At 72.0% G+C, this 18,303-nt stretch carries 19 protein-coding genes and 2 pseudogenes; 12 read left to right on the top strand and 9 right to left on the bottom strand.

Features of this window, described 5'->3' with window-relative positions; translation table 11 throughout:
* Positions 1 to 498: 498 nt before the first annotated feature.
* Positions 499 to 630 (bottom strand): annotated as a pseudogene (locus OO54_RS43305) (IS5/IS1182 family transposase); the annotation flags it as partial.
* Positions 631 to 1,001: 371 nt separating this feature from the next.
* Between OO54_RS43305 and OO54_RS06415 the strand changes: the two are divergent.
* From OO54_RS06415 to OO54_RS06380, 8 genes and pseudogenes are all read left to right on the top strand, one after another.
* Positions 1,002 to 1,325: pseudogene (locus OO54_RS06415) on the top strand (tyrosine-type recombinase/integrase); the annotation flags it as partial.
* 76 nt (positions 1,326 to 1,401) lie between these two features.
* A complete protein-coding gene (locus tag OO54_RS06410) occupies positions 1,402 to 2,247 on the top strand; it encodes a HipA family kinase (RefSeq protein ID WP_200146682.1) in 846 nt (281 codons plus the stop codon).
* Positions 2,244 to 2,627, top strand: a complete 384-nt coding sequence (locus tag OO54_RS06405) for a DUF3037 domain-containing protein (protein WP_017241489.1) — start codon at positions 2,244 to 2,246, stop codon at positions 2,625 to 2,627. The genes OO54_RS06410 and OO54_RS06405 overlap by 4 nt, the downstream gene beginning before the upstream one ends.
* 182 nt (positions 2,628 to 2,809) lie before the next feature.
* Positions 2,810 to 3,571 carry a 3-oxoacyl-ACP reductase FabG gene (gene fabG / locus OO54_RS06400; RefSeq protein WP_017241488.1) on the top strand — a complete coding sequence of 254 codons (762 nt, stop codon included), beginning with the start codon at positions 2,810 to 2,812 and terminating at the stop codon, positions 3,569 to 3,571.
* A 32-nt stretch (positions 3,572 to 3,603) separates the two neighbouring features.
* Positions 3,604 to 4,371 (top strand): SDR family oxidoreductase, encoded by a 768-nt coding sequence (locus tag OO54_RS06395; RefSeq protein ID WP_033201845.1) that lies wholly within the window; start codon positions 3,604 to 3,606, stop codon positions 4,369 to 4,371.
* A 149-nt stretch (positions 4,372 to 4,520) separates the two neighbouring features.
* Positions 4,521 to 6,098, top strand: a complete 1,578-nt coding sequence (locus OO54_RS06390) for an ABC transporter substrate-binding protein (protein ID WP_033201844.1) — start codon at positions 4,521 to 4,523, stop codon at positions 6,096 to 6,098.
* 82 nt (positions 6,099 to 6,180) lie between these two features.
* On the top strand, positions 6,181 to 6,864 hold the full coding sequence (gene ung, locus OO54_RS06385) for a uracil-DNA glycosylase (RefSeq protein ID WP_033201919.1): 684 nt from the start codon (positions 6,181 to 6,183) through the stop codon (positions 6,862 to 6,864).
* A 70-nt stretch (positions 6,865 to 6,934) separates the two neighbouring features.
* On the top strand, positions 6,935 to 7,408 hold the full coding sequence (locus tag OO54_RS06380) for a hypothetical protein (protein ID WP_033201918.1): 474 nt from the start codon (positions 6,935 to 6,937) through the stop codon (positions 7,406 to 7,408).
* 10 nt (positions 7,409 to 7,418) lie between these two features.
* Here OO54_RS06380 and OO54_RS45725 read toward each other — a convergent pair whose 3' ends face one another.
* The 3 genes from OO54_RS45725 to OO54_RS06365 all read right to left on the bottom strand — a co-directional run bounded on the left by OO54_RS45725 (position 7,419) and on the right by OO54_RS06365 (position 9,296).
* On the bottom strand, positions 7,419 to 7,910 hold the full coding sequence (locus OO54_RS45725) for a hypothetical protein (RefSeq protein ID WP_033201843.1): 492 nt from the start codon (positions 7,908 to 7,910) through the stop codon (positions 7,419 to 7,421).
* Between the two features lie 129 nt (positions 7,911 to 8,039).
* A complete protein-coding gene (locus OO54_RS06370) occupies positions 8,040 to 8,567 on the bottom strand; it encodes a DinB family protein (protein WP_026058627.1) in 528 nt (175 codons plus the stop codon).
* A 99-nt stretch (positions 8,568 to 8,666) separates the two neighbouring features.
* Positions 8,667 to 9,296, bottom strand: a complete 630-nt coding sequence (locus tag OO54_RS06365) for a TetR/AcrR family transcriptional regulator (protein WP_033201842.1) — start codon at positions 9,294 to 9,296, stop codon at positions 8,667 to 8,669.
* Between the two features lie 102 nt (positions 9,297 to 9,398).
* On the opposite strand from OO54_RS06365, the gene OO54_RS06360 reads away from it, so the two are divergent.
* Positions 9,399 to 10,751 (top strand): FAD-dependent monooxygenase, encoded by a 1,353-nt coding sequence (locus OO54_RS06360; protein ID WP_033201841.1) that lies wholly within the window; start codon positions 9,399 to 9,401, stop codon positions 10,749 to 10,751.
* A 59-nt stretch (positions 10,752 to 10,810) separates the two neighbouring features.
* Positions 10,811 to 11,716: a Gfo/Idh/MocA family protein gene (locus tag OO54_RS06355; protein ID WP_033201917.1), complete on the top strand. Its 906-nt coding sequence runs from the start codon at positions 10,811 to 10,813 to the stop codon at positions 11,714 to 11,716.
* Here the strand turns inward: OO54_RS06355 and lnt are convergent.
* Together lnt and OO54_RS06345 are read right to left on the bottom strand one after the other, a co-directional pair.
* Entirely contained in the window at positions 11,688 to 13,310 is a 1,623-nt protein-coding gene (gene lnt, locus OO54_RS06350) for an apolipoprotein N-acyltransferase (protein ID WP_078905077.1), read from the bottom strand. The two genes, OO54_RS06355 and lnt, sit on opposite strands and share 29 nt — an antisense overlap.
* Before the next feature lie 215 nt (positions 13,311 to 13,525).
* A complete protein-coding gene (locus tag OO54_RS06345) occupies positions 13,526 to 13,972 on the bottom strand; it encodes a nuclear transport factor 2 family protein (RefSeq protein ID WP_033201840.1) in 447 nt (148 codons plus the stop codon).
* A gap of 81 nt (positions 13,973 to 14,053) precedes the next feature.
* Here OO54_RS06345 and OO54_RS06340 point away from each other — a divergent pair, with 81 nt between their 5' ends.
* Positions 14,054 to 14,647, top strand: coding sequence for a flavin reductase family protein (locus tag OO54_RS06340; RefSeq protein ID WP_033201839.1), 594 nt, complete (start codon positions 14,054 to 14,056; stop codon positions 14,645 to 14,647).
* Between the two features lie 42 nt (positions 14,648 to 14,689).
* Here OO54_RS06340 and OO54_RS06335 read toward each other — a convergent pair whose 3' ends face one another.
* Positions 14,690 to 15,562 (bottom strand): undecaprenyl-diphosphate phosphatase, encoded by an 873-nt coding sequence (locus OO54_RS06335; protein WP_017241478.1) that lies wholly within the window; start codon positions 15,560 to 15,562, stop codon positions 14,690 to 14,692.
* An 80-nt stretch (positions 15,563 to 15,642) separates the two neighbouring features.
* A complete protein-coding gene (locus tag OO54_RS06330; protein WP_033201838.1) occupies positions 15,643 to 16,125 on the bottom strand; it encodes a winged helix-turn-helix transcriptional regulator in 483 nt (160 codons plus the stop codon).
* A gap of 138 nt (positions 16,126 to 16,263) precedes the next feature.
* Here OO54_RS06330 and OO54_RS06325 point away from each other — a divergent pair, with 138 nt between their 5' ends.
* Positions 16,264 to 17,433, top strand: a complete 1,170-nt coding sequence (locus OO54_RS06325) for a thiolase family protein (protein ID WP_033201837.1) — start codon at positions 16,264 to 16,266, stop codon at positions 17,431 to 17,433.
* A 28-nt stretch (positions 17,434 to 17,461) separates the two neighbouring features.
* On the opposite strand, the gene OO54_RS06320 is transcribed toward OO54_RS06325, so the two are convergent.
* Positions 17,462 to 18,217 (bottom strand): TVP38/TMEM64 family protein, encoded by a 756-nt coding sequence (locus tag OO54_RS06320; RefSeq protein WP_033201836.1) that lies wholly within the window; start codon positions 18,215 to 18,217, stop codon positions 17,462 to 17,464.
* Positions 18,218 to 18,303 lie beyond the last annotated feature (86 nt).

Below are 18,303 nucleotides of genomic sequence, written 5' to 3'. Positions count from 1 at the left end.
GCTTAATGAGGACTTTCAGAGTGGTCACCGATCGGTGACGGTCGAGGCCGACTGGGACCTGTCCGGCCAATCAAGGTCGACCCCAGCGGTCTGCAAGGATGCTGGGATACAGCACATGTCGGATGACCCGTCGCCCCTGCCCACCCCGTGGTGGGCGCCCGATGGTGGCATGCACGACTTCGAGCTTGAACCGCATCGCGAGCTGTCCCCTGGACACCCCCTACACGGAGCAGAGGCCACCGCTGCGGCACGGTGTGAAGGATGCGACGACGTCCTGTTCAGGGTCGCGAACCGGCCGTTGCCCTGGGCTGTGGTTCACCTGACGTGAACGGGTCGCGAAGAACGTGCACCCTGGCCGATGACAACGCCGCTTGCAAGCTCCTCACCGAGTGGGCCGACCATGGCTGCAACGACGCCGAGGCGTCGTCTCCGATATCACGTTCGTAGTCAGATTACGACGGCCGCCGCGGTGGCGGTGTCGAGGAAGACGTAGCCGCGTTTGTCGTAGCGAGTGGCGACCGCTCGGGACTGCTTCAGGCGGTTGATCGCCTGCTCGACGGTGTTGCGCTTCTTGTAGCGGTCCTCGTCGAAGCCGGGCGGCCGTCCACCGCGTGCGCCCTTGCGCAGGCGGGCTCGGCGTGCTGGGGCGGGCGGCGGGCCGGCGAGCTCGGCAGCGATGCTGGCGAGTTGGATGAGGATGTTGTGACCGACTCTGGCGAAGAGGCCGATGGTCCATGCCGTCCGGGCGAGGTCTTCGCCTCCGTACAGCGTTCATCGGTCGTTGGCGGCGTGGGGCAGGTACTCGAAGGCGATGGTGCGGTTCGGTGCGCGCCAGATCGTCCAGGCTAGGTGGCTCGACGGATGCCATCCGGCGTCCCGCAGCGGTTCGTGTGGTTCCGTGGCGCTCACGGGGAGCGGGGCGTCGAGGTGCTGCAGCAGTGTCTGGATGAGGGGGCAGGGGTGAGGGCGGCGTGCCAGAGGCGTTCGCCGACGGGCGCGACACCTGGAAGCCAGCCTTGGCGAAGGCCGGCGTCATCCCGCCGCGTGCCGAGGGGGCGAAAGCCTGGCAGTGAGCGACGGCCCCGAAGGACGGCTTTCATATGCTTCGGCACGCCTACGCCTCGATCATGCTGGAAGCCGGAGAGTCCGTCGTGACCCTGGCTCGGTGGCTCGGGCACTCCTCGCCGGCGATCACCCTCGGTTACTATGCTCACTTCATGCCGGAAGCCGGCAGCAAGGGGCGCGGCACCATCGACGGTCTGCTTGGGGAGCGGGGAGACCGGCTCGTCGGCCGAAACTCCCCAGATTCTCCCCAGCGCCGTTGACCCGTGATTCCTGCCTCTACGCTCCGGAGAAGTCGTCCGTGGATTGTAAGGTTGAAGAGATGGGTGGCCTGGGAAAGTGTTGGAAGAGGTCGTAGCGACCCGCTATGTCACGCCTTTGCGTGAGGGCGGCTCGCTCCCCGGGATCGTCGAGGCCGACGACCTCGGCACGTACGTCATGAAGTTCACCGGCGCCGGCCAGGGGCGCAAGACCCTGGTCGCCGAGGTCGTCTGCGGGCAGCTCGCGCGCAGGCTGGGGCTGCGGGTGCCGGAGCTGGTCACCATCCAGCTGGACCCGGTGATCGGGCTGTCGGAACCGGACCAGGAGGTGCAGGAGCTGCTCAAGGCGAGCGGCGGGCTCAACCTGGGCATGGACTTCCTGCCGGGGTCGCTTGGCTTCGACCCGCTGGCGTACGAGGTGGACCCGAAGGAGGCGGGCAAGGTCGTCTGGTTCGACGCGGTGATCAACAACGTCGACCGGTCGTGGCGGAACCCGAACATGCTGGTGTGGCACGGGGAGCTGTGGCTGATCGACCACGGCGCCACGATGATCTGGCACCACAACTGGCCGGGCGCCCAGGCCTCCGCCGCCAAGCCGTACGACGCCTCGGACCACGCGCTCGCCCCGTTCTCGCCGGACATCGCCGCGGCCGCCGCCGAGCTGGCGCCGCTCGTCACCCGGGAACTCCTCGAAGAGGTCGCGGCCGACGTGCCCGACGAGTGGCTGGTCGACGAACCCGGCTTCGCCACCACGGACGAGGTGCGGGCGGCGTACGTCGACGCGCTGCTGCCGCGCGCCGCCACCATCCACGAGCGGATCACGCTCGGCCCGCGAACCGAGAGCCGTCCCCAGCAGCCGCCCGGCTGGCTCGCCGAACGTCTCGCGCCCCGGCCGCACCCCACCGAGAAGGACGGCACCACGTGACCGACCGCGATGTCTTCGAGTACGCGCTGCTGCGCGTGGTGCCGCGCGTCGAACGCGGCGAGTGCTTCAACGCGGGCGTGGTCGTCTACTGCCGCGCCCGGTCCTTCGTGGCCGCCCGTACGCATCTGGACGAGGCCAAGCTGGCGGCCCTCGACCCGGCCGCCGACGTGACCGGCGTCCGGGCCGCGCTGCGCGCGGTCGAGGGCGTCTGCCTGGGCGGCGACGCGGCCGGTCAGGCGGCGGGGGACGACGCGGGGCGGCGCTTCCGCTGGCTGATCGCGCCGCGCTCCACCGTCGTGCAGCCGGGACCCGTGCACACGGGGCTCACGACCGATCCCGAGGCCGAGGTGGAACGCCTGCTCGACCTGCTCGTGCGCTGAGCGCACCCGTCCGTGGACGGGGAGTGACCCGGTGCACCCGGTGGGCCGTTGACACCGGGTGCCAGGGCTTCTAGCGTCTCGTCCTGCGGACGATACTAAGCGGTCGCTCATGTGCGGGACGCAGGAGCGCGCGACCGGTTCGGCCGCCACCAGGGACGATCCAAGGGCGAGGAGAACCAAGCATGTCCACCACCGAGCAGCGCGTAGCCGTCGTCACGGGTGCCGCACGGGGCATCGGAGCCGCCACCGCGCTCCGCCTGGCCGCCGAGGGCCGCGCCGTCGCCGTACTCGACCTCGACGAGGCTGCCTGCAAGGACACCGTCGAGAAGATCACCGCCGCGGGCGGCACCGCCCTCGCGGTCGGCTGCGACGTCTCCGACAGCGCCCAGGTGGAGGCCGCCGTCGCGCGGATCGCCGCCGAGCTCGGCGCGCCGACGATCCTCGTCAACAACGCCGGGGTGCTCCGCGACAACCTGCTCTTCAAGATGTCCGAGTCCGACTGGGACCTCGTCATGAACGTGCACCTCAAGGGCGCCTTCCTGATGGCGAAGGCCTGCCAGAAGCACATGGTGGACGCGGGCTTCGGCCGGATCGTGTCGCTCTCCTCCTCGTCGGCCCTCGGCAACCGCGGCCAGGCCAACTACTCCGCGGTCAAGGCCGGTCTGCAGGGTCTGACGAAGACCCTGGCCAAGGAGCTCGGCAAGTTCGGCATCACCGCCAACGCCGTCGCGCCGGGCTTCATCGTCACCGAGATGACCGCGCAGACCGCCGAGCGCGTCGGCATGGGCTTCGAGGAGTTCCAGGCCGCCGCCGCCTCCATGATCCCGGTCCAGCGGGTCGGCCGCCCCGAGGACGTCGCCAACGCGATCGCCTTCTTCGCGGGCGACGACGCCGGCTTCGTCTCCGGCCAGGTCATGTACGTGGCCGGCGGCCCGCTCAACTGACGCACCGGCAGCAGCGAGAGGAGGAGGCGGACATGACAGCGAACGAAAGGCCGGAGCTCTCCGGCAAGGTCGCCCTCGTCACCGGCGCGAGCCGGGGCATCGGCTACGGCGTCGCCGAGGCGCTGGTCGCCCGCGGCGACCGGGTCGTCATCACCGGGCGCGGCGAGGAGGCCCTCAAGGAGGCCGTGGAGAGGCTCGGGGCCGACCGGGCGATCGGCGTCCCGGGCAAGGCGCACGACGAGGTCCACCAGGCCGCCGCGATCGAGGCGGCGATGGACGGCTTCGGCCGGCTGGACTTCCTGGTCAACAACGCCGGTACGAACCCGGTCTTCGGGCCCCTCGCCGATCTCGACCTCGGGGTGGCCCGCAAGGTCTTCGAGACCAACGTGGTGTCCGCCCTCGGCTTCGCCCAGCGCAGCTGGCACGCCTGGCAGAAGGAACACGGCGGCGCGATCGTGAACATCGCGTCGATCGCCGGTGTGTCCGCCTCGCCTTTCATCGGCGCGTACGGCATGAGCAAGGCCGCGATGATCAATCTGACCCTCCAATTGGCACACGAATACGCGCCGCTCGTCCGGGTCAACGCCATCGCTCCGGCCGTCGTGAAGACGAAATTCGCGCAGGCGCTCTACGAGGGGCGGGAAGCGGAGGCTGCCGCCGCTTATCCGCTCGGCCGGCTCGGTGAGCCGCAGGACATCGGCGGCGCCGCCGCCTTCCTCACCTCGTCCCAGTCCGAGTGGATCACCGGCCAGACGCTCGTCGTCGACGGCGGGATTTTCCTGAACGCCGGAGTCGGGTGACCGATAACCGGACACTTTCCGGAAATTAGTGTCCGGATTGACCCCGGTTATACGTTGAATGCCTCAAGTGCCCCGTCGGGCTCGGACATTGACCTGGCGGGGTGCTGCGGTATCGTCGGCCGACCCCTGGCTGAACGAGGAGCGTGCACGTGTTCAACCGGACCAGTCTGCAGGCCGCTGCAGCCCTTGTGTCCATATCCCTGGTGTCCGGATGCGGTGTCTTCTCGGACAGCGATTCCGCCGGGGATCAGAGAATCGTCATCGGTACGACGAGTTCTCCCACCACGCTTGATCCGGCCGCCGCCTGGGACAATTCCTGGGAGCTCTTCCGGAATGTCTTCCAGACCCTGGTGAGTTTCCCGACGGGCAGTACGACCCCGCAGTCGGATGCCGCCGACTGCAAGTTCTCGGACACCTCCAGTCGGGTCTTCGAATGCAAGCTCATCGAGGGCCTCACGTTCTCCAACGGGCACAAACTGGACGCCAAGGCCGTCCAGTACTCGATCGAGCGCATCCGCACGATCGACCAGGAGGGCGGCCCCAACGGGATGCTCGGCTCGCTCGACAAGATCGAGACCGTCGGCGACCGCACCGTCGTCTTCCGGCTCAACAAGCCGGACGCCACCTTCCCGTACGTCCTCGCCACCCCCGCCATGTCGCTCGTGGACCCGGCCGAGTACCCGGCCGACAAGCTCCGCAAGGACGGCAAGGTCGTCGGCTCCGGCCCGTACGTGCTCGACTCGTACGAGGAGCGCAAGACCGCGGAGCTGACGAAGAACCCCAGCTACAAGGGATTCGCCGACCGCAAGAACGGCGGCGTGACGATCCGCTACTTCGACGACTCCGACGCCATGGTCGCCGCCCTGAGGAAGGACGAGATCGACGCCACCTACCGCGGCCTCACCGCCGAGGAGGTCATCGGACTCCAGGACGACAAGCCCGAGAACAAGGGCCTCCAGCTCGTGGAGTCCACCGGCGCCGACATCCGCTACCTCGTCTTCAACGCCCAGGACCCGTCGGTCGCCAAGCTCCCCGTCCGCAAGGCGATCGCCCAGCTCGTCGACCGCGACGAGCTGGTCAACAAGGTCTACCAGGGCACCGCCGAGCCGCTGTACTCCATGGTGCCCAAGGGCGTCGCCGCTCACACCACCAAGTTCTTCGACCGCTTCGGCTCGCCCAGCGCGTCCAAGGCCAAGAAGATCCTCCGCGACGCTGGCATCGACGAGCCCGTCGAGCTGACGTTCTGGTACACCACCGACCGGTACGGCTCGTCGACGGCCGCCGAGTTCGCCGAGCTCAAGCGGCAGCTGGAAGAGCACGGCCTCTTCAAGATCACCATCCAGGGCAAGCCCTGGAAGGAGTTCCAGGAGGGCTATCAGAAGGGCCAGTACCCGGTCTTCGGCCGCGGTTGGTTCCCCGACTTCCCGGACCCGGACAACTTCGTCGCGCCGTTCGTCGGCAAGGAGAACGTCCTCGGCACGCCGTACATCAGCCCGCGGATCACCAACGAGCTCCTCCCGAAGTCCCGCCGCGACAGCGACCGCGGGACCGTCACGGACGAGTTCGTGGAGGCGCAGGAGATCATGGTCCAGGACGTCCGCCTGCTGCCCCTGTGGCAGGGCAAGCTGTACATCGCGGCCGGCGAGGACATCGGCGGCGGCGAGCGCGCGCTCGACCCGCAGACGGTCATGCAGCTGTGGGAGCTCTACCGCAGGGCCAGCTGGTAGAAGGCCGCCGGGGGCCGCTGTCAGTGGCCCCCGGTAGGTTCTCGGACGGAGAAACAGGAACGTCCACCGGAGGTTGTTGACCGTGACCGACACCAGCATGCTGCCCGAATCCTGGCGGGGTGTTCTCGGCGACGAGCTGCAGAAGCCGTACTTCGCCCAGCTCGCCGAGTTCGTCGAGGAGGAGCGCGCCGCCGGGCCGGTCTTCCCGCCGAAGGACGAGGTCTTCGCGGCCCTCGAAGCCACCCCGTACGACAAGGTGAAGGTCCTGATCCTCGGTCAGGACCCCTACCACGGCGAGGGCCAGGGGCACGGCCTCTGCTTCTCCGTCCGGCCCGGCGTGAAGACCCCGCCCTCCCTGCGGAACATCTACAAGGAGCTCCAGGCCGAGCTCGGCCACCCGATCCCGGACAACGGCTACCTGATGCCGTGGGCCGAGCAGGGCGTCCTCCTGCTCAACGCCGTGCTGACGGTCCGCTCCGGCGAGGCGAACTCGCACAAGGGCAAGGGGTGGGAGAAGTTCACCGACGCGGTGATCACCGCCGTCGCCTCGCGGCCCGACCCCGCCGTCTTCGTCCTCTGGGGCAACTACGCGCAGAAGAAGCTGCCGCTCATCGACGAGGAGCGGCACGTGGTGGTGAAGGGCGCCCACCCCTCTCCGCTGTCCGCGAAGAAGTTCTTCGGATCGCAGCCCTTCACCCAGATCAACGCGGCCGTCGCGGCCCAGGGGCACGAGCCGATCGACTGGCGCATCCCCGACCTCGGCTGAGCCTCGGCCCGATCCGGGCCGGGGGCGGCTAGCGTCGTCCCTCCCAGTGGATGAACGGGTGGAGATCGCGGTGACCGAGCAGCAGCAGGTGTCCGACGACGGGGTCATGACCAGGATCGGGCAGGCACTGATGCTGCTCCACGGCGGCGACCGGGAGGAGGCCAGGAACCGCTTCGGGCTGCTCTGGCAGGAGATCGGCCCGGACGGGGACCCGCTCCACCGGTGCACCCTCGCGCACTACATGGCGGACGCCCAGGACGACCCCGACACCGAACTGGCCTGGGACCTGCGGGCGCTCGGCGCGGCCGAGGGCCTCGCCGAGGAGCGGCTCGCCGCCCACGGCTCGGCCGTCGCGCTGCGGGCGCTCTACCCCTCGCTCCACCTCAACCTCGCCGCCGACTACGTCAAGCTCCAGCGCCCCGACGCCGCACGGGTCCATCTGGACCGGGCCCGCGCGGCCTCCGAGACGCTGGACGACGACGGCTACGGGAACGGGGTGCGGGCCGCCATCGAGCGGCTGGAGCTGCGGCTCCGGGGCCACTGACGCGGGCGGCTCACCGGCCGTACGCGCCGTGGCAGATCCTGGACGGGTCGCTCTTCCGGTCCCAGCCCCCGTAGCGCTCGCCCAGGTCGCAGACGTCCGGGCGGGGGACCCGCGGGTCCTTCGGCAGCGCGCTCAGGTCCGGCAGTCCGGGCGGTCCGGGCAGCTCCGGGCGGGCCGCCGGGTGCGGATGCTCCCACTTCGGAGGTACGGCGTCGGGGCGCGGGGCCTCGGACCGGTGCGGAGCCACCGCCCGCCGGTGCTCGTCGGGCGGTGGTGTCGCGCGGGGCGCGGCGGACGGCGGGGGAGCGGGGAGCGCCGCCTCGAGGGCCTCCAGGGCCGGGCCCTCGACGATCTGCGGCGCCACCTCCGGGGCGGGGGCCACGGTCTCGGCCGCGGGCGCGGGGACGGGAGCCGTGGGCGGCGCGTCCACCGAGACGCAGCCGGCCAGAGCGGCCACCGCCGCCCCGACCAGGATCTTCGCTGTGGTTCGGGTTCCATGCACCCGCGCAACTCTGGCGCCCCGGTGGCGATCTTCGTACCCCTATCGGCGGGGAATGCCCCGCACGGGTGCCGTCACGGGCCCGGCCTTGACCGGCGGACCCGTGGACGTCGTCCGTGCCCCGACGGGCGGTCAGTCGCCGGTCGCGCCGTCGATGCGCTCACGGATCAGGTCCGCGTGGCCGTTGTGGCGGGCGTACTCCTCGATCATGTGCAGGTAGATCCAGCGGAGGTTGAAGCGCTCCCCGGTGCGGTGCTCGCCCAGGCCCAGGTCGTCGAGGTGGCGGTCGGCGGCCAGGGTGCGCGCGCGGGCGATCTCGCCCTGCCAGGTGGCGTAGGCCTCCTCGTAGGTGTCCACGTCCGCGGCGTGGATGTCCCGGTCGAAGTCCTCCTGGGTCGAGTAGATCCAAGGGGCGTCCTCGCCGGCCAGGACACGGCGGAACCAGCCGCGCTCGACCTCGGCCATGTGCCGGACCAGGCCCAGCAGGTTGAGGTCCGAGGGCGGAGCGGACGGGGTGCGCAGCTGGGTGTCGTCGAGCCCCTCGCACTTCTGCGCGAGGGTGACGCGGTGGAAGTCGAGCCACTGCTCCAGCGCCTCCCGCTCGCCCGACGTGGTGGACGGGTCGACGCGGACGGTGGTCTCGGTGCGTTCGGTGGTCATGCGCGGCATCGTCCCTCACGATCATGGACCGCGCCAGGGCGCTTCCCGGACGGCCGGAGCGCGCCGGCCGAGCGCGCCGGGCGCCTCGCGCCCCCGTCGTCAGCCCTCTCCGGCGGCCCGGCTTCCGAGCATGCCGTGGAGCAACTCGGCGAAGCCGGTGCGCAGTTCCGCGCGGCTCGGCACGGCCGCGTGGAAGGAGCCCGCGGCGCAGGAGAACATCAGCCCCTCGCACCAGGCGATCAGTGACAGCGCGTGCCGTTCGGGTTCGGGTGAGCCGGCCGCCGTCATCATCGCGATCAGCGGGGTGTGGAAAGCCGAGCCGGCCGTGTCGAAGAAGGTCCGCAGCTCGGGGCGGCGGGTGGCCTCCAGGGCCAGTTCGTACCGGGAGACCAGCAGCGAGCGGTGGTCGGTGAGATAGCGGTGGAGGGCGAGGGCGAGCGCGTCGACGAGCGCCGCCTCCCCGCTGTCCGGGCCCGGGATCTCGTGCGGAGTCAGGACCTCCGACTCCCGCTGGACCTGGCGCCGTACGGCCGCCTCCAGGAGGGCCTGGCGGGTGCGCGCGTGGTTGGAGGTCGAGCCCTGCGGCAGTCCCGCCTGCTCGTCCACGGCGCGGTGGGTCAGGCCGCGCATTCCCCGCTCGACGAGGAGGGCGAGGGCGGCGTCGCCGATCCGGTCGGCGCGGGAGACGGGGGACTCCGGGGCGGGGGTCCCGGCGGGGGCGTGGCTCATGGGGACAACCTACTACCGGCCGCCACCAAGGCGACTACACCTGTAGTACGGTCAAGGGGTCGGACTCACTACACCTGTAGTCACCTGATCCGGGGAGCAGTCATGGAACAGCGCCGCGCCGTCGTCGTCGGAGCCGGCATCGGCGGCCTCACCGCCGCCGTCGCCCTGCACCAGCGGGGCTGGCAGGTCACCGTCCTCGAACGCGCCGCCGACCTCGCCCCCGTCGGAGCCGGCATCGGCCTCGCCCCGAACGCGCAGCGCGCCCTCGACGTCATCGGCCTCGGCGACCGCGTCCGTACGCTCTCCGCCTGGCAGGGCGACGGCGGCATGCGCACCCCCGGGGGCCGCTGGCTCGCCCGCACCGACTCCCGGGCGGCGGCCGACCGCTTCGGCGGACCGCTCGTCCTCCTCCACCGCGCCACCCTCGTCGAGATCCTCACCTCTGCCCTGCCCGAGGGCGCCGTCCGCACCGGCGTGCGCGCCACCGTCACCGACCCCGGGGACGATCACCGTCCCGCCCGCGTCACCCTCGCGGGCGCCGGGGCCGGGGGCGGGATCGAACTCAAGGCCGGCCTCGCCGCCGGTCCGGGGGCCGGACCGGCGGCTGGTCCTGGGGCCGCACCCGCGACCGGATCCGCGACCGGATCCGCGACCGCACCCGCGACCGGATCCGCGATCGAACTCGAGGCCGAACTCGTCCTGGCCGCCGACGGCATCCACTCGGCGACCCGCCGCACGCTCTTCCCCGACCACCCCGGCCCCCGGTACTCCGGCGCCACCAGCTGGCGCGTCGTCGTCCCCGCCCCCGCACGGGCCTTCGCCCCGCACGAGACCTGGGGCGCCGGCCGACTCTGGGGCAGTCAGCCCCTCAAGGACGGCCGGGTCTACGCGTACGCCATGGCCGTGGCACCCGCCGGCGCCCACGCGCCCGACGACGAGCGGGCCGAACTCCTGCGCCTCTTCGGCGACTGGCACCACCCCGTCCCCGAGATCCTCGCCGACGTCGCCCCCGACCGGATCCTGCGGCACGACGTCCACCACCTGCCCGACGCCCTGCCCGCCTTCCACCGGGGACGCGTGGCCCTGCTCGGCGACGCGGCGCACGCGATGATGCCGAGCCTCGGCCAGGGCGGGAACCAGGCCGTCGAGGACGCCGTCGTCCTCGCCCACCACGCCGGTGCCGCCCCCGACTTCCTGCCGAGCCGCGCCCTCGCCGCGTACACCGCCGACCGGCTGCCGCGCACCAGCGCCATCGTCCGCAAGGCCGCCCGCACGGGCGCGATCACCATGCTCTCCGCCCGCCCCGCCGTCGCCCTGCGCGCCGCCCTCGTCAGCGGCGTCTCCCGCTTCGGCCCCGGACTCGTCCTGCGCGGCTTCGACGGCATCTGCGACTGGCACCCGCCTGTCGAGGCGGGCCGGTCCACCGGGGAGGCGCACCGCCCCCGCGTAAGCTGACCAGCGCGAACGACCCGTCCGATCGGCCGGGACCGGTGAACGACGACAAGGGAGATCCCGTGAAGGTTGGCTGCATCGGACTCGGCGACATCGCGCAGAAGGCCTACCTTCCCGTCCTCTCCACCCTGCCGGGCGTCGAGCTCCACCTCCAGACCCGCACCCGCGCGACCCTGGACCGGGTGGCCGACACCCTGCACCTGCCCGCCGGACAGCGCCACGGGGACCTCGACTCGCTGCTGTCCACCGGACTCGACGCGGCGTTCGTCCACGCGTCCACCTCCGCCCACGCCGAGATCGCCACCCGGCTCATCGACGCCGGCGTCCCCACCTACGTCGACAAGCCGCTCGCCTACGAGTACGCCGACTCCGAGCGGATCGTGGAGCTTGCCGAGAAGCGCGCGGTGTCCCTCTCCGTCGGCTTCAACCGGCGCCTCGCCCCGAGTTACGCCCAGTGCCTCGACCACCCGCGCGACCTGATCGTGATGCAGAAGAACCGGATCGGGCTGCCCGAGGACCCCCGCACCTTCGTCCTCGACGACTTCATCCACGTCGTCGACACCCTGCGCTTCCTCCTCCCGGGCGAGATCGAGCACGTCGACGTGCGCGCCCGGCTGCGCGGCGGACTCCTGCACCACGTCGTGCTCCAGCTCTCCGGGGACGGCTTCACCGCCATCGGCATGATGAACCGGATGAACGGCTCCACCGAGGAGGTCCTGGAGGTCTCGGGCCAGGACACCAAGCGCCAGGTCCTCAACCTGGCCGACGTCGTCGACCACAAGGGCCAGCCGACCGTGCGCCGACGCGGCGACTGGGTCCCGGTGGCCCGTCAGCGCGGCATCGAGCAGGCCGTCCTCGCCTTCCTCGACGCCGTGCGCGAAGGCCGGGTGCTCAGTGCCCGCGACGCCCTGCTGACCCACGAACTGTGCGAGCGCGTCGTCACCGAGAGCCTGGCCCAGGCGTCCTGAACACGCCGGAGACCCCGGCGGCGGACACCGCACCGACCACCGCGAGCGCACCGTACAAGGGCCAGTCGCCCCAGCGGACATAGGCCGTCGTCGTCCCCGACAGCGGCAGTTCGCGCACGACGACGGCACTCGCCTCGGTGCCGAGCGCCGGGCCGATCCGGCGCCCGTCGGGACCGTACGCGGCACTGATCCCGGTGAGCGTCGCGTGGACGACGGGCCGACCCGTCTCGGCCGCCCGCAGGGCCGCGAGCGAGGCGTGCTGGGCAGGCGCCCAGCTGTCCTGGAAGGTACTGGTCGCCGACTGCACGACCAGGAGGTCGGCGCCGTCGCGGGCCAGTCGGCGGCTCATGTCCGGGAAGGCCGACTCGAAGCAGACCAGCGGTCCGACCCGGAGCCGGGCGGCGCCCGCGTCCCGGGCCGGCAAGGACATCACCACCGGCTCGGTCCCGCGCCGCCGGTCCTCGTCGGCGGCGCGGCCGACGGACGTCACCCAGCCGAGGAGACCGCGTGCGGGGAGGTATTCGCCGAAGGGGACGAGCCGCATCTTGTCGTAGCGGTCGCCGGTGAGCCCCGCCGGGCCGACCAGGACGGCGCTCTTGTGGATGCCGGGACGGTCGGCACCCCGTGCGTCCACGTTCACCAGGAGCGGCGCGTCCACCGCGCGCGACAGCGCGGCGAGCCGGGCCGCGAGCACCGGGTCGCCCGTCGGATCGGCGCCCACGCCGCTCTCGCCCCACACGACCAGGTCGAGCGGCTGCCCCGCGAGGGAACGGGTGAGCACCTCGGCCCGCGCGAGGCGCAGCTCGGGCCCGTCGGATCCGCCGAACACCCCCGGCTGTACGAGGGCGACCCGTACCGTCCCGGTCTCGCGCGGGACCGGCACGCCCCAGAACGCCGTCCCCGCCACCAGGGCGCAGGCCGCGAGCCCCGCGACCCCGACGGAACGCGGCCCGGGCGCCGCCACCAGGAGGACCACGGCCGTGTTCACGGCCACCACCAGGAGGCTCACCAGCCACACCCCGCCGACCGAGGCGAGCCGCAGCGCCGCCGGGACCTGCCACTGGCTCGCGCCGAGGAGCCCCCACGGTCCGCCGAGACCCTCCCAGGACCGGACCAGCTCGACCAGCAGCCAGCCCGAAGGCACCGCGAGCAGCGCCGCGGCCGCCCGGAGCGCCGACGGGGTGTTGCCGAGCAGCGCCCGTACGAGCCACCCCCAGGGCAGCCACAGCAGGCCGAGCAGCGCGGCGACCGGCAGGAGGAACACGTGCAGGCTCGGCAGCAGCCAGTGGTGCAGGGCCAGCACGAAGCCGATGCCGCCGAACCAGCCGTCGAGACCGGCGCGGCGGGCCCCCGGTGCCGTACGGATCAGCAGCAGCCACGGCACGAGCGCCAGGTACGCCCACCACCAGAGTCCGGGAGCGGGGAAGGCGAGCGCGGGCAGGGCGCCGCAGCCGACGGCGAGTACGGAACGGCCCGCGGCGCGGCGCGCGCTCGGGCCGCCGCCGAGGCCCTCGGCACCTCCTCGGTCGCGGCCCGCACCCCGGCCCGCGCCCCCGGCCCGGCCTTCGCGGCGGCTCCCGAACGGACCACACATGACGTGCCTCCCGTCGCTTCCTCCAGTGTCCGCGCTCCGGCACTCCAGGGTCCTCCGCGGAGCGGCCCGTGGCCCGCGAGCAGTGGATCGCCGGCGTCGTGCGCCAGGGCGCCAGGGCGTCCGGGCGTCAGGGCGTCCGGGCGTCAGGGCGTCCAGGCGTCCAGGCGTCCGGGTGTCCGGGCGTCCAGGCGTCCGGGTGTCCGGGCGTCCGGACGTCAGCGGTGGTGGCGCCACCGTTCGTCGACGACGACCGAGTGGAGGCGCCAGCCGTCGGCGGTGCGCCGCGCCGTGAAGGCGTAGCGCCCGCCGCAGACGAAGTCCTCGCCGGAGGCGAAGCGCATCGGGTTGACGTAGTCGGCGCGGACGTCCGCCTCGTCGCCCGGCTGCGGGTAGCCGCCCGGTTCCCGGAAGAGGACCCGCCGGTTCACGATGAGGTGTTGGCGTACGGGGAACAGGGTCATCGTCTCGGCGAGCCAGTCGGCCACCTCGGCGACCGGCCCCTCGATCCCGCCCGACCCCCGGTAGTCGGCCCGGCCGCCCGGACCGAACAGCGCCCGGTAGGCGGCCCAGTCGGCGTCGTCCACGGCCGCCGCGTACCCGGAGACCAGGTCGTCGACGGCGAGTCGGTCCATCACGGTCGCGAGGTCCACGCGCTGCGTCATCGGTTCAGTGTCGGGCAGCGGGCGTCCGGGGCCAAGGGGCGTGCGCCGGGGGAGTTCCGGAGCGCGGTCATACTGTCCGACATGCGCGTGAACATCGATCCCGACCTGAGCGACGGCCCCTCCTTCTACCGGCTGCTCACCGCCACCGTCGTACCCCGGCCCATCGCCTGGGTCTCCACGACGTCCGCCGACGGCACGGACAACCTCGCCCCGCACTCCTTCTTCACCATCGCCTCGGTCAACCCCCCGGTCGTGCAGTTCACCTCCGTCGGCCGCAAGGACTCGCTGCGCAACGTCGAGGAGACAGGGGAGTTCGTCGTGAACCTCGCCCCCCAGGCCCTCTTCGAGCAGATCAACGCGACGGCGACGGACTTCCCGCGCGGCATGAGCGAGTTCGACGCGTGCGGGGTCGAACGCGAGCCCAGCCTGCGAGTGAAGCCGGCGCGCGTCGCCCAGTCGCCCGTCGCGCTCGAATGCGAACTCCACAGCACCCTGCGCATCGGCGACTCGACGGTCGTCTTCGGCCGCGTCGTCCACGCGGCCGTCGACGAGTCGGTCCTCGTCGACGGTCACCCCGAGATGGCGCTGATGCGGCCGCTCTCCCGCCTCGGCAAGAACGAGTGGGGCACCCTCGGCGGCATCGAGGAGATCGCCAGGGTGCCCTACCGGGCGTAGAAGGCGTTCAGTAGAAGGCGTTCAGTAGAAGGCGTTCAGGCGTCAGCCCGCGGACTCGCCCGCGTGGGGGCTGAGGGTGTCGGTGCCGACGAGGATGAAGAGCAGGATGCCGAGGAGGATGCGGTAGATCACGAAGGGCATGAAGGACTTGGTGGTGATGAACTTCATGAACCAGGCGATGACGGCGTAGCCGACGCCGAAGGCGATGATGGTGGCGAAGATCGTCGGGCCCCAGGAGACGTGTCCTTCGCCGGCGTCCTTCAGTTCGAAGACGCCGGAGGCGAGGACCGCCGGGATCGCGAGCAGGAACGAGTAGCGGGCGGCGGCCTCGCGGGTGTAGCCCATGAGGAGGCCGCCGGAGATGGTGGCGCCGGAGCGGGAGACGCCCGGGATCAGGGCCATCGCCTGGCAGAAGCCGTAGATCAGGCCGTCCCGTACGCCGAGGTCCTTGAGGGTCTTGCGCTCGCGGACCACGCGGTGGCGGCCGCCGATCTCGTCGCGGGCGGCGAGCCGGTCCGCGACGCCGAGGACGATGCCCATGACGATGAGGGTCGTCGCGATCAGTCGCAGGTCGCGGAAGGGGCCCTCGATCTGGTCCTTGAACGTGACGCCGAGGACGCCGATCGGGATCGAGCCGACGATCACCAGCCAGCCCATCTGGGCGTCGTGGTCGGAGCGCATCGCCTTGTCGGTGAGCGAGCGGAACCAGGCCGAGACGATCCGGGCGATGTCCTTGCGGAAGTAGATGAGGACAGCGGTCTCCGTGCCGATCTGGGTGATCGCGGTGAAGGCCGCGCCCGGATCCTCCCAGCCGGCGAAGGCGGCGGTGAGACGGAGGTGCGCGCTGGAGGAGATGGGAAGGAACTCCGTCAGCCCCTGGACGAGCCCGAGGATGAACGATTCGAACCAACTCATGGGGCTAGGGCCGTCCCGTATGTACGTGTGCGGTCAGAAGGTCGAGCGCAGCGTACCGTCCCAAGATGACGGGCCGGTGATCAGGCCTCGCCCCCGCCCGCGGCGGTCTCCACCGGGCCGGTCGTGGTCCAGCCGGGTGACCTGACGTGGTGGCTGAGGCTTCCGCGGTCGGCCTCGCCGCCGCAGTGCGCGCAGACGAGCCGGGGGCTGAGGACCTCGCCGCAGTCGTGTTCCAGGACGACGGGCCGGGCGTCCGCGTTGAGGTGGCGGTCGCCCCAGGCCATCAGCGTCACGAGGACCGGCTGGAGCTCCGCGCCCGCCTCCGTGGCGCGGTACTCGTAGCGGGGGGGCCGCTCGTTGTACGGCACCTTCTCCAGGATCCCGGCCTCGACGAGCCGCTTGAGGCGGGCGGTGAGGATGTCGCGGGGCGCGCCCGTGTTGCGGGCGATCCGGTCGAACCGGTACACGCCGAGGGAGACCTCGCGGAGCACGAGGAGCGCGTACTTCTCGCCGACGAGCGCGAGGGTGTCGGCGATCGAGCAGGGGCGGGGGGAGGCCTTCATGGGGTCAGCCTAGGACAGCGGCCGAGCAGAGGGTTTGGAAAGTGGACCCTAGAACCGACAAGAGGGTTTGAAAATCCAACTCACCGGGTTAAGTTACCGATGAGTGTCGGTCCACCTCTCCAACCCAGGAGCCCTGTCATGCGTGACGCCGTCATCGTCGAAGCCGTCCGGACCCCGATGGGGAAGGGCAAGGCGGGCGGAGCCCTGTCCCACGTCCACCCCGTCGCCCTCCTCTCGCACACCCTGCGCGCCCTCGTCGAACGCAGCGGCATCGACCCCGCGCTCGTCGACGACGTGATCGGCGGCACCGTCGACCAGGTCGGCGAGCAGGCCATGAACACCACCCGCTACGCCTGGCTCGGTGCCGGGTTCCCCGACTCCGTGCCCGCCACCACCGTCGACCGGCAGTGCGGCTCCTCCCAGCAGGCCGTCCACTTCGCCGCGCAGGGCGTGCTCTCCGGGGCCTACGACATCGCCATCGCCTGCGGCGTCGAGTCCATGAGCCGGGTCCCGATGTGGTCCAACGTGCCGCCCGGTGCCGACCCCTTCGGGCCCGGAGTCGCCGAGCGCTACCCCGAGGGCCTCGTCCCGCAGGGCGTCAGCGCCGAACTCATCGCCGCGAAGTGGTCGATCGGCCGCGAGGCCATGGACGCGTTCGCCACCGGGTCGCACGCCAAGGCGGCCCGCGCCTGGGAAGCGGGACTGTTCGACGACGAGGTCGTCCCGTACGAGAACGTCCGCCGCGACGAGTCGGTGCGCCCCACGACCACCCCCGAGATCCTCGCCGGCCTCCGCCCCGCCTTCGAGGACCCCGCCTTCACCGAACGCTTCCCGCAGATCGACTGGTCCGTCACCGCGGGCAACAGCAGCCCCACCAACGACGGCGCCTCCGCCGTGCTCGTCATGGCCGCCGACACCGCCCGGAGCCTCGGGCTGCGCCCCCTCGCGCGGCTCCACGGCTTCGCCGTCACCGGCTCCGACCCGCTGCTCATGCTCACCGGGGTCATCCCCGCCACCGAGAAGGTCCTGCGCCGCACCGGCCTCGACCTCGCCGACATCGACCTCTTCGAGATCAACGAGGCCTTCGCCGGCGTGGTCCTCGCCTGGCAGCAGGAGACCGGCGCCGACCCGGCCAAGGTCAACGTCCACGGCGGCGCCATCGCCCTCGGCCACCCCCTCGGGGCCAGCGGCACCCGCCTCACCACGACCCTCGTCCACGCCCTGCGGGCGCGCGGTGCCCGCTACGGCCTCCAGGCCATGTGCGAGGCGGGCGGCCTCGCCAACGCGATGATCGTCGAAGCGCTCTGACGTCCGGTCCCGCGCGCGTCCCGACGGCTCAGCGGACGCCGCCCACCGGCTCCGGCTCCGGCTCCCGTTCCCGGGCCGGAACCGGAGCGCGCAGTCCGTGCCGCTTGCGCCAGGCCACGACCGCCCCGCCGAGACCGGACAGGACGATGAACCCGGCCGAGAACAGGAAGGCCGGCGAGCCCGGCGTACCGGCCTGGGCGCCGGCCACCACGTACGCCGCCGTGTTCGGCACCGAGCCGAGCGCTGTCGCCAGGAGGAACGGCACGTACCCCATGCGGGAGACCGCCGCGCAGTAGTTGGCCGCCGCGAACGGCACACCGGGGAACAGCCGGATGGCCAGCATCGAACGGAAGCCGTGCCGGCTCAGCTGTCCGTCCGCGGCCGTCAGCCAGCGGCCGCGCAGCAGCGGCCTCAGCGCGTCCTGCCCCAGGAACCGCCCGAGCGTGAAGGAGATCCCCGCCCCGAGGACCGTCCCCGCGACCGCGGCCGTCAGGCCGAACGCCGAGCCGAAGAGCGCTCCCGCCGCCAGGTTCAGCACCGGCCGCGGTACGAAGGCCGCCGTGCAGACCCCGTACGCGAGACCGAAGAGCACCACCGCCCCGGCACCGCTTGTCTGCGGCGGCCAACCCGAGGCGAGCAGCCGCTGGGGTTCGTAGAGCACCACCAGGGACGCCGCCGTGAGCAGCAGCAGCGCGAGCACGGAGAGTCGCGAGCGGGGCGAGAGGAGGGCCCGGGAGCAGCGGACGGCGAGGGAGCCCGGCGGCCGGGGGACGGGGGCGAGCATTCGGGGAGAGTAACGGACGCGTCCGTATGATCGCCGTAATGTGCGTCATGTCCGTCCGGGCGGCCCGGAGTGCCGTACTCCGGGCC

Source organism: Streptomyces wedmorensis (assembly GCF_000716445.1).
Lineage (GTDB): Bacteria > Actinomycetota > Actinomycetes > Streptomycetales > Streptomycetaceae > Streptomyces > Streptomyces wedmorensis.
Note: the sequence above shows the minus strand (reverse complement) of the source record. Positions and strands in the feature narration are given on the sequence as shown.